This is a genomic window from Streptomyces sp. NPDC002088, from assembly GCF_040296605.1.
Classification (GTDB): domain Bacteria; phylum Actinomycetota; class Actinomycetes; order Streptomycetales; family Streptomycetaceae; genus Streptomyces.
Map to the genome: position 1 here is coordinate 440,023 of NZ_JBEOXO010000006.1, position 10,568 is coordinate 450,590.

Here is a 10,568-nt window from a genome sequence, read left to right on the forward strand (position 1 = left end):
GAGCCATTCGCTCTGCCACGCGTACTTCGCCCTGCCTGCCCAGAAACACCGATGTACCCAGAAATCATCACGCCGAATGGAAGGACTCTGCGTGTACGGAATCCGGACGGAGAAGCGGGGCGGAACGAGGGAGAAAGAGGTCCTGGCGGGACGGTCTCGAGCCCCCGGAAGAACAACTGCACAACTCCTGGTCGACAGGGACGACTCGTTCTTCTTCGATCACACTCTGGACCACGTGCCCGGCATTCTCGTCGTCGCGGGCCTTGCGGATCTGGTCCGGGAGGAGAGCGAGGGACTGCGACCGGACCGGCGGGTCAAGCTTTCATTGGACTTCCACAGATTCTGCGGTCTCGACGACGACATCACTCTGGCGGTCTCCCCCCTGCCGTCCGGAGCCGAGAACGAGGCCGGCTGGGAACTGCGCGCCGAGATCGGCCCGGACGTCGCCTGCAGCGGAACGGCGGTGCTGCACCAGAAGTCGTCGATGCGCTTCCTGCCGGCCGCCCCCGTCCCTGCGGGAGACTCCCTCCCGGCGGCCGGACTGGCACATCGCACCCGACCCGAGAACTGCCTCATCGCCACGGCCTGGTGGCACGACGACCGACTCCTGGCCCGTGCGCAGCGGCCTCCCCTCGACCATCTGCTGTGGGACCGCCCCCTGGAACAGCTCATCGAAGCAGCCCGCCAGTTCGCGACGCTGATCGGGCATGCCGGTTACGAGAAACCGATCGACTCCAAGTTCATCCTGCGGACGCTGGAAGCAGACCTTCCGCTGACCCCTCCCCCCGGCGACGTGTACCTGGAGTGGACACGTCGGCCCGTCAACGGCCGCGCGTTCGACCTCACGATGCGACTGTACCGACCGACCGGCGACGGTTTCGACGAGGAAGTGGGCAGCGCGAATTTCGACACATTGATCGTGAATCCGCGCCAGTACCAGACCATTCGCTTTCGCGAGCACCGTGCCAGGGAGCGTGCCCTATGACGCAGGGGGTCATATTCTCCGACACCGCACCGGAATCGACCGATGCACTCCTGGTCGGTCACAAGTTTGCGCGGCAGGCACAACTTCGCGCGGCCGGATACCAGGTTCCGGAATTCGTCTGCGCCTCGGCCGCGGCCTTCGACCGGATGATGGAAACGGCCAAGGGTGACATTCCCGAACTGGCCGATGGCAGCAGCCCCGGCGAACTGGCCGACTGGTCGGAGAAGGCCGGTGCGGCGGTGCTGCGCAGCGGCGTACCCGAAGAGCTCATCGAATCGCTGCTGCGCCACTTCGACCGGCTGGCCGGAGACGCGGGTGCCGTGGCGGTCCGTTCCTGCGCCGTTCCGGCCGCAGGCGACGGCGACCGCGGCGGAGAGGACTCCGCAGCGGATCCCTTCGCCGGCCTGGGACGTAGTTTCCTGGCGGTCCGCCGTGCCGAACTCATCGACAGGGTGGCCGAATGCTGGGCTTCGGCCTTCACGGCGGAGGGAGTGCTCTACCGCGCCACACGAGGCGGCGACCCCACGGCCACGCGGATGGCAGTGGGAATTCAACGCCTGGTACCCGCCGCCCGGTCCTTCGTGGCATTCAGCCGCGACCCCCGTGGCGCTCACGGGGCGGAGCGGTCCCTCATCGCGGCGGCCTACGGGCTGGGCGAAGGAGTCGTCCAGGAACAGGCCGACGTCGACCATTTCCTCGTGGACTCGACAACCGGGCAGGTGGAGCCGCAACTCGTCCACAAGAAGCGTCGCGTCCTGCCGTGTGCATCCGGTGGCACGACCATCGAAGAGGTCCCCGACGAGCTGGCGGACCACCCCGTTCTGGATGATCACGCGGCCCGGCGCATCGCGGAACTGGCCATGGCGCTGGAACGCCACTTCGGTATCCCCCAGGACATCGAGGGAGCCATCACCGACGACGGAGAAATCCATCTCGTACAGGCGCGCCCGGCGGTCGTCTCCGCGCCCGGAGAGGTGCCGCACGAGCTGCACTGGAGCAATGGCAACATCTCCGAGAGCTTTGCCGGGTTCACATCGGTACTGACCTATTCGGTCGCCTCCGAGCTCTACGCGGTCGGGTTCGAGGAGCTCTACCGTCGCATGGGCGTCCCCGAGAAGGCGCTCCGGCGTCATCGGTACGAGCTCCGGCGGATGCTCGGCTATCTCGACGGTCGCGTCTACATGCGGCTGGAATCCTGGTACCGGCTGCACAGCCACATGCGGTCGTTTCTCAGCATCAAGCACAAATGGGAGCAGGCCGTGGTGACGGTCGACTCCTCTGTGGCCGTACCCTCGCCGGGGCGGTTGCGACGCTGGGCGATGAGGGCGTACGAGATGCCCGCCTCCGGTGTGCGGCGCGCTCTCGCCGCTCACCGGATGCGCCGTTTCTTCGCGTGGTGGGACGAGCGCCGCGCGGCGATGCCCGATCCGCAGACGCGTTCGCCCAGTCAGATCGTGCAGGACTATCGAGACCTGTGGGCGGATGTCGCCCTGCGCTGGGGCCGCACGCTCGTCACCGGCTCCCATGTCATCACCGAACTCGACCTGGCCGAACGGCTGATGCGCCGTTGGGCACCGCAAGCGGATCGCGGCGTGCTCAACGGCATGCTGTGCGATGGCCCGCTCAACCGCTCCGTCATGGCACTGCGTTCGCTGCTGACCGTCGCGGAGGCGATCGGGAACCGGCCGCAGGCGCGGACGACCGTACTCGAGGACAAGGACTCGGCCGGCGTCTGGCGCCGCCTGTCCGGCGGCGAGTTCGGCGAGGACATCGCAGAGCTGGTACAGGCCCATGTGAAGCGGTACGGCGACCGCGGGCTGCACGACCTCAAGCTGGAGACCGCGGTGGTCTCGCACCGCCCCGAGCTGCTGGTCGACCAGCTGAGACCGGTCATCGCGACCGGCCGCACGGTCGCGGTCAGCGTCGAGGAGGAACGCCGAGCACGCCGGCAGGCCGAGAGCGAGCTGCGGACCCACTGCGCGGGCCCGCTGCGCCACGGCGCCCTGCGCCTGCTCTTCTGGTCGCTGCGCCGGAATCTGCTCATCCGCGAGAACGCGCGTTTCTGCCGCACCGAACTGATCGGCGCCTCTCGCAGGATGGTGCACGCGCTCGCCCACCACTTGGTTTCCGCTGGGCAGTTGGACGCCGTCACCGACGTCCACGACCTGACGATCGAAGAGATCCTGGGCGCCTACGAGGGCGGCAGGGCGGGTGTCGAACTCCGCGAACTGGCACGGATCCGCGCGGCCGCCCGGGTTGCCTCCGTACAGCGCAAGGATCCGCCGAACGTCTTCGCCACCGACGCGGACGTGCCCGTGGCCGTGGCGCTGGCATCAGCCGGCTCCGCCCGGAGAGAGACCGGGTCCACACTCTCCGGTCTCGCCTCCAGCGGTGGCGTGGTACGCGGCCGGGCGCGGGTCGTCACCGATCCGAACGTGGACCCCGAGTCGTGCCGCGACCGGATTCTGGTCGCCCGGGAGACCGACCCCGGCTGGCTGTTCCTCATGCTGGTGGCCAAGGGGCTGGTGGCCGAGCGAGGGACCGTTCTGTCGCACATGGCCATCACCGGCCGGATCTTCGGAGTTCCCACGGTGGTCGCGGTGAGCGGAGTCGCGGACCGCATCTCCGACGGGGCCTGGATCGAGGTGGACGGCGACCGGGGAACGGTCACCGTGCTCGACGGGTCCGGAGCCGAGGGCGAGTCGTGATCACCCGGCTCACCCGGTACGCCCTGGCCTATCCGCTCTGGTTCTACGCGGCCGCGGGTCTCGGCTGGTCCTACGGCCTGACCGCCGTGTACCAGGCGGCCCACCGGTCCGGTCGGGCACCGACGGCCTCCGGCCTCGCCGTGACGGCGGCGACCATCGCGGTCACGCTCCTGCTGTTCCGTGCCGTGGACGACGTACGCGATCTCGACTACGACCGGGTCCAGAATCCTCGCCGGCCCCTGGTCACCGGTGCGGTCCGGGTCAGGGACCTGCTGCTGCTGTTCTTCCTGGGCATGGTCGTGCTGCTGCTGTTCAACGCGCCGCGCGGCATACCCGCGGCGGGCTACGGCGCGGTCTGCGGGTACGTGTGTCTGATCGTGTTCCTCGACTGGCGGTGGAAGTGGCCGAGCGCGGACCGGCTGCTGCTCCAGCTGCTGGTCAACATCCCGCTGCAGACGCTCATCTGCGGCTATGTCTACCTCGGTGCCACGCGCGGGTACGACACCCTGCCCAGCGGCCCGGACGTCGCTGCCGCCCTCGGCTTCGTCCTGTCGCTCACGCATCTCGAGTTCGCCCGACGGCTGGTACGCGCCCCGGAGCCGCACACGCGCACCTATGTGCACGCCCTGGGAGTCGACGGCACGGTGCGGGCCACGCTGGCCTGCGCCTTCGCGGCGGCCGGTCTGGAACTCGTGGCCACCCGACCCTGGTCCCCCGGCCAGGCGGCGGGCTGGCTGGTGCTGATCGCCCTGCCCGTTCCCGTGATCGCGGCAGTCCGCTTCCACCAGGGGGCACCGCGCTGGTCCACCGGTCTCGCCGTGCTGTATTTGCTGCTGTCCTTCTCCTCATTCGCGGCCATCGGGCTGCTCAACACGCTGTGACAGGGCTCAACTGGAAAGAGAAAGAGGAGGGATGTTCCCTTGACCGGATTCTGGACACTGCTCGGGCCGGACTTCTCGGGAAAGTCGACGGTCCTGACCCGGCTGCACATCGACCACGGCTGGCACGTGGTCTCCTACGACGACCGCTACCTCGAGTCGTTTCCCCTGATCCGACAGCTGCGCGAGAGCTGGGTGGACGAGGCGTTCGTCGGGAGCGGCCGGCAGTACTCGCCGGAACTGGTCCTCGCGGCGCTGCATCCGATCGTGCTGCACCTGCGGGACGAGCTGGCGCGGGCCGCGGACCGGGAGCGGGTCATCGTCGACTCGTACTACTACAAGCTGCTGGCCAAGTGCACCTTGCTGGGGCTGGAGGACAGCGAGCTGTTCGCCTACTGGCGGGCTTTCCCGCAGCCCCAGGGCGTTCTCTATCTGGACGTGGCCTCCGACGTGGCGTGGGCCCGCAGCGGCGGGGGCAGCCGGCTCAACCCGTTCGAGTACTTCGGCGCCGAACCTGCCGAACCGGGGTTCACCCGTCTGCAGGACGAGCTACGCGGTGCGCTGCTCAAGGAGGTCTCCGAGATGCCGCTGACGGTGATCGACGCCGGCCTGCCGCCGGAGTCCGTGCTCGCCGAGGTGCTCGCCACGCTCGAACCGGGGGCGGTCCGATGACATCGGCACCGCCGGTGGCCGTCCCCGCCCAGGACCGCCTGGCCGCTCTCTTCGACGAGCGCGCCCGCCTGGTGGCCGAGTCCACCACGGACACCACGCCCGTCACCACCCTCGTCCTGCTCCGCAGCCTGGACGTCGCGGACTTCGTGCAGGGCGCCCGGTTGTTCGCGGCAAGCCTCTCCGAGGCGGAGGCCCGGACCTGGATGCGCTCGTGGACCCGTACCCGCTTCCTGTTCGGCAATCCGGAGAATCTGACGGACCGCAGTCCGGCCCGGATCACGGCGCCGGCCGGCACGGCCGCCTGGCTCGGCCCCTGTCCGTCGGAGCATCTGCCGGGTGTGAGCCGACTGCTCAAACCGCTGACCGGATCGCTGCCGCTGCTCCCCGACACCCTCGACCTACCGGACCGCACCGAGCGGCCGCGACGCGAACTGCAGCTGGCCACGCGCGAGGTGACGCTCGTCAAGTACCTCGTCCATCTGCACCACACGGTCGCCGAGGCCACCCTGCTCGGCCGGCTCGGCACCTCGGAGCCGCTACGGATCACGCACCGGCCCTGTCTGGATGCCCGGTCCGCCCATGACAGCCCCGGCTACGCCCGGGTGCACTACGACGCCGATGACTCGCCCGTGCTCCGCCTGTACGCCTCGCTGGCTCCCTGACATAGGAGGAAACGATGCCGGCTCACTTCTCCGAGTCCGATCTGGCCCGACTGATCCTGTCGACGCGGCTCAGAGATCTGTCCGACGAGCTCCGCACAGCGGTTGCCGAGCCCGACAGCCCCGTCGCGGGCGGCGCACGGCCCGGCCCCGGCAGCACGCTGGCCGAGCGGATCTGGCAACTCCTGGACGGCGAGATCCCCGCGCTCCAGGACGCGCTGGTCGGCTATCTGCGCGCACGCGAGACGCCCTGGTCCTGGATCGCCGAACGCACCGGGACCAGTGAGGACGACGTCCGGGCGCGCTGGGGCCGGATCGACGTCACCCCCTTGGCAGACCCTCAGGCCAGTGCCGCGGCGCTGGACGAGTGGTACGTGCGCCAGGCCCAGGTGGAGCCCCTGGCCCAAGTCGCCGACCCGGTCAGCCGGTTGCTCGGCGACAGCGTCCCGCAACAGGAACGCTGCCTGATCTGTGCCAAGTACGCGGGGGAGCCGGTGCCCGCCTGGGCCGGCCGTCCCGTGCCGCCCGGCGGTCACCTCGTCGACGACGGAACCTGGCGGGTCGGGCACGGGCCGACCGGGTTCTGGCCGCGCGGCACCCTGCTCATCGAGTCCCGCCGGCACTTTCTCGACCACACCGAGATCTCACCCGACGAAGCCGTTTCGCTCGGACTGCTGGTGCGACGGCTGACCGATCCGATCAAGGAGGCCACCGGCGCGCCACGCGTCCACGTCTGGTCGTGCATGGAGGGAACACCACACTTCCACACCTGGCTGGTGCCGCGCGTCGGCGAGGTGCAGAGCGGACGGGCCTTCATCGGCCGTCCCGGCCACTGCACGGAGGCGGAGGCAACGGAGGCCGTACACGCGATACGGAAGGCTCTCGAAAGCCGCGAACCGACGGAGGCCGGCGCGTGAGCCCGGCACAGCTGTTTCCCTTTCCCGAGCACTGTGGCGCCGAGCCTGCCCCGGAGTTCCGCACCCTCGCCCGGCTGGGGCGGCTGGTGCCCGTGACCCTGCGCAGCGGGGTGTCCGCGCTGCTGGTACACCGGCACGAGGACGTCTGCCAGGTGCTCACCGACCCCGCCTTCGCCCGCTCCCCCGCTGCGCGGTTCGGCCTCAGCGCCCGCTCCGCCGAATCGCTCGCGCTGAACTCGGTGGACCCGCCCGACCACACCCGGCGGCGCCGTCTCGTGTCCCATGCCTTCACCGGTCAGCAGGCCGCCCGGCTGCGCCCGGAGGTGACGCGCCTCGCCGAGGAACTGCTGTCGAGGATGCTCGAGCGAGGCGGACCCGCCGACCTGCTGGCGGACTTCGCGGTGCCGCTCACGGTAGGCGTGATCAGCCGGATCTTCGGTCTCGCCGAGTCCGCGGTGAGGCGGCTGCTGCCGCTGGTGGAACGGATGATGTCGACCACGGCGTTCAGCAGGGCCGAGGTGGAGTCCGCGCACCGTGCCATGTTCGAGGAGTTCGAGAACTTCCTCGCCGGCCCGCACGAGGATCCGGACGGCCTGTTCGGCCGGCTCGCGCGGGCGCGCGCCGACGAGCAGCTGACACCGAACGAGGCGGTGCACCTGGCGTACGGGTTGCTGATCGCCGCTCATGAGACGACGGCCAACCAGCTCGGCCTGTGCTTCCTGCTGCTCCAGCGCGACCGGTCGCTGCTGGAGCAGCTGCGCACGCGGCCGGAACTGCTGCCCACCGCAGTGGCTGAGCTGCTCAGGTTCACGTCCCTCAACGCCACCGGCGGTGTCCCGCATGTCGTGCAGCGGCCGGTCCGGCTCGGCGGGTCCCTCCTCGAACCCGGGACCGTGGTACTGCCGGTGACCGACGGCGCCAATCGTGACCCCGACGTGTTCCCCGAGCCGGACTCGCTATGCCTGGACAGGCCGGCCAACCCGCACATGTCCTTCGGACACGGCCGGCACCGGTGTCTGGGGGCGCCCCTGGCGCAGATGGAGCTGGAGGTCGCTCTGGGTGCCCTGCTGCGCCTGCTGCCGGGTCTGAAGCCGGCCCTACCGGAGGAGGAGCTGGAGTGGCGGACCGGAATGTACATCCGCGGCGTGCGAAGGCTTCCGGTCTCGTGGTAGCCGATGCCACGTCGAGCGTCCGGCGCAGCAGGGTCCTGCTCGCCCCCATCACGGTGAGCCCCACCAAGCCGCTGACGCCCACCCATGTGAAGTACCTGCTGTCCCTGGACATGATCAAGCGGTCCACCTCCGCCCTCTCCGATGTCGACGTCGCCTATCACCACGCGGTCTACACGGGCAGTCGTCAGGTGGCGGGGTTCTGGGACTACCTCGACCGCTGCCACCCGGGGCTCGACGCCGGCGCGCTCAGCGAGGAGGACATCGGTCATCTCTACGTCGCCCACCATCGGAGCGGAACCGCCCCCTTCGCGTCGATCCGGCCGATGGTGCGGCGCGCCGAGGAAGGCTGGGTCCACCCCGTCAGCGCCCGGTTGCTCGATCTGTGGGAGGACCACTATCGCCGCCTGGGCATGGCCGATCCGCACCTCGGCCGCGGCCGTCCCGCCTTGGCCTCGATCGACGAGGTGGTCGACCTGTTGGTACGCCACGACGTGTGTGTCGATGGGCGTCCACTCGGTGCCCCCGTCTATCTGGACGCCACCCGCACGGGTCTGCCGCTGCGGCCTGTCCTGAGCGAGGAAGGACAGTCGAACTACCTGCTCTACCTCCTTCGCGAGCTGATACCGGTGCTGCCGCAGTACGACCTGGTGGTGCTGGCCCACGACGTCGAACTGCGCTCCGACTACCGGACCGTGGCCCGCGTTCTGGAGACGCTCGGCGCTGCGTCTGTGGTGCGGTTCGAAGTGCCGCGAGTCCCGCTCGACGGGATCACCCGCTCGGCACGGGCCGGCGGGTGGGAGGAGTACACACTCGACGCGTTCCAAGGACCGCTGATCGAAGAGCACGGCCTGGCGGCATTCCGGCTGGGCCTGCGCCTGTATCTGGTGGCCGGTCTGGGGCGTACGGCCGCTCAGTCGTTCTCCCTGCGTCAGCTCGGGCGCTGGGTGCGGCGGGCCCGGCGGCTCCTGACGGACCACACCGACGGCGGCCCCGAGGCCACGCGCTACCTGGCCGGGCTCACCGGCAGGCAAGGCTATGCAGACCCGTATCGTGTGGCCACCGCCCTGTTGAGCCGTGACAGCGAGGTGCCGGTCGCGGGCCTGCTCCGCATGATGACCGGCGGAATGGAGGAGCAGTGAACCAATTCGCCTCCGGCCCCGTCCTGTTGACGGGCGGGTCCGGCTTCATCGGATCCCATGTGCGCCGGCTGCTGCAGTCCCGCGGCACGCCGGTGCGCGTGCTCGCGCATCACGCCGATGCCGACTCGGACGAGGTGGTCTGGGGCAACCTGGCCGATCCCGCCTCGCTCCGCGGCATCTGCGCGGGTGTCACCACTGTCGTCCACACCGCCTCCGTGATCAACGGCAGCGAGGAGGCGTGCCGGACCGTCAACGAGCGGGGCACGGCGGCCCTGGTCGCCGAGGCCCGGCGCGCGGGAGTGCGCCGCCTCGTCTACGTCAGCACCGCGGCCGTGTACGGCGACGGCGTCCACCAGGGAATCGCCGAGAACGCAGTCGCACCGGCACCGGTGTCGCCGACCAGCCGTTCCCGCCTCATGGCTGAAAGCAGCGTCCTGGCCGCGGGGGGAACGGTGCTGCGGCCGATGTTCGTGTACGGCGCGGGCGACCGTTGGTTCGTGCCGGCGGTCGCGGAGCTGGCGCGACGCCTGTCCGCCCGTCTGGCCGGTGGCAGGGCGAGGCTGTCCCTCATCTCCGTCCACGCGCTGGCCGAAGCGGTATGCGCGGTGGCCCAGTTGCCGACAGCCCGGCTCGAGGGGGCGACGCTGCACGCGGCACACCCCGCGCCCACCACGCTCGCGGAGATCCTCGACGTACTCGTCGAAGAGGCCCTGGTGCCCACCCTCGCCGACGAGATCGGCTATGAGCAGGCCGTGGCGGAGCTGGGCCAGGGGATGTCCCGTCGGCTCGGTCTGCTCGGCTTCGACCACTACTACGACAGTGCGCGGCTGTGGCAGGCCGTGGACGTGTCTGCCGGGCCCGGTTTCCTCGAGACCTACCCGCACTGCGCGCAGTGGTACCGGGAGGTCATCTCAGCTGCGCTGCCCAAGCCCGCGAGCGGGCCGCACGCGGTTCACCGGCCGGGTCCTGTGCGCTGACCGGTCCGGGGCCGGGTGCTCGTGGCCCCGGCCATGGTTCACCGCCCGCTCGCCGGGCGCGGCCGGGGCGTCTGCCGGTACCTGACGATCGACCAGCCGGTCACGCTGCCGCCGGTCGTCCGGCGCGCGCCGGAAAAGCTTGCTCAACTCCGCCAGCTGTACGGGGCGTTATAACTGGTCGTGCGCTCCAGGCGGTGCCAGCCGGCCTTCGTACGGCCGTGGTGGACGGGGGCTGCGGACGGCTGGGCGGCGGCGCGGGTCAGCAGGATCGCGGTGATGGCCGCGACCTCCTCGGGCTCTGCGTGGCCCTTCTCGACGCGGATGTCAGACGTGGACATACGGCATATCTCCTAAGCCAGTGACCGCTACTGCGGGGGGTTGCCGTGCTTGCGGGAGGGCAGGTCGGCGTGCTTGGTGTGCAGCATCGCCAGGGACCTGATGAGGACCTCACGCGTCTCTGC

At 70.1% G+C, this 10,568-nt stretch carries 10 protein-coding genes; 9 read left to right on the plus strand and 1 reads right to left on the minus strand.

The genetic code is table 11. From position 1 onward, the window contains the following. Positions 1-76: 76 nt before the first annotated feature. From ABT114_RS16390 to ABT114_RS16430, 9 genes are read left to right on the plus strand one after another with little or no spacing between them, the layout of a single operon-like run. Positions 77-985: an AfsA-related hotdog domain-containing protein gene (locus ABT114_RS16390; RefSeq protein WP_351142974.1), complete on the plus strand. Its 909-nt coding sequence runs from the start codon at positions 77-79 to the stop codon at positions 983-985. Next, complete coding sequence (locus ABT114_RS16395) at positions 982-3,693, plus strand: PEP/pyruvate-binding domain-containing protein (protein ID WP_351142976.1); 2,712 nt, start codon at positions 982-984, stop codon at positions 3,691-3,693. Before ABT114_RS16390 ends, ABT114_RS16395 begins: the two co-directional genes overlap by 4 nt. Then, positions 3,690-4,574, plus strand: a complete 885-nt coding sequence (locus ABT114_RS16400) for a hypothetical protein (RefSeq protein WP_351142978.1) — start codon at positions 3,690-3,692, stop codon at positions 4,572-4,574. The genes ABT114_RS16395 and ABT114_RS16400 overlap by 4 nt, the downstream gene beginning before the upstream one ends. A 39-nt stretch (positions 4,575-4,613) precedes the next feature. Next, positions 4,614-5,243: a dTMP kinase gene (locus ABT114_RS16405; protein ID WP_351142981.1), complete on the plus strand. Its 630-nt coding sequence runs from the start codon at positions 4,614-4,616 to the stop codon at positions 5,241-5,243. Further along, positions 5,240-5,905 (plus strand): DUF6182 family protein, encoded by a 666-nt coding sequence (locus tag ABT114_RS16410; protein WP_351142983.1) that lies wholly within the window; start codon positions 5,240-5,242, stop codon positions 5,903-5,905. Before ABT114_RS16405 ends, ABT114_RS16410 begins: the two co-directional genes overlap by 4 nt. 14 nt (positions 5,906-5,919) lie before the next feature. Beyond that, positions 5,920-6,819 carry an HIT family protein gene (locus ABT114_RS16415; protein WP_351142985.1) on the plus strand — a complete coding sequence of 300 codons (900 nt, stop codon included), beginning with the start codon at positions 5,920-5,922 and terminating at the stop codon, positions 6,817-6,819. Next, positions 6,816-7,991 (plus strand): cytochrome P450, encoded by a 1,176-nt coding sequence (locus tag ABT114_RS16420; protein ID WP_351142987.1) that lies wholly within the window; start codon positions 6,816-6,818, stop codon positions 7,989-7,991. The genes ABT114_RS16415 and ABT114_RS16420 overlap by 4 nt, the downstream gene beginning before the upstream one ends. Further along, on the plus strand, positions 7,985-9,130 hold the full coding sequence (locus ABT114_RS16425) for a hypothetical protein (protein ID WP_351142989.1): 1,146 nt from the start codon (positions 7,985-7,987) through the stop codon (positions 9,128-9,130). The genes ABT114_RS16420 and ABT114_RS16425 overlap by 7 nt, the downstream gene beginning before the upstream one ends. After that, positions 9,127-10,107 (plus strand): NAD-dependent epimerase/dehydratase family protein, encoded by a 981-nt coding sequence (locus ABT114_RS16430; RefSeq protein WP_351142991.1) that lies wholly within the window; start codon positions 9,127-9,129, stop codon positions 10,105-10,107. Before ABT114_RS16425 ends, ABT114_RS16430 begins: the two co-directional genes overlap by 4 nt. Positions 10,108-10,250: 143 nt before the next feature. Here ABT114_RS16430 and ABT114_RS16435 read toward each other — a convergent pair whose 3' ends face one another. Beyond that, complete coding sequence (locus ABT114_RS16435; RefSeq protein ID WP_351142993.1) at positions 10,251-10,445, minus strand: acyl-CoA carboxylase subunit epsilon; 195 nt, start codon at positions 10,443-10,445, stop codon at positions 10,251-10,253. Between the last annotated feature and the right edge of the window lie 123 nt (positions 10,446-10,568).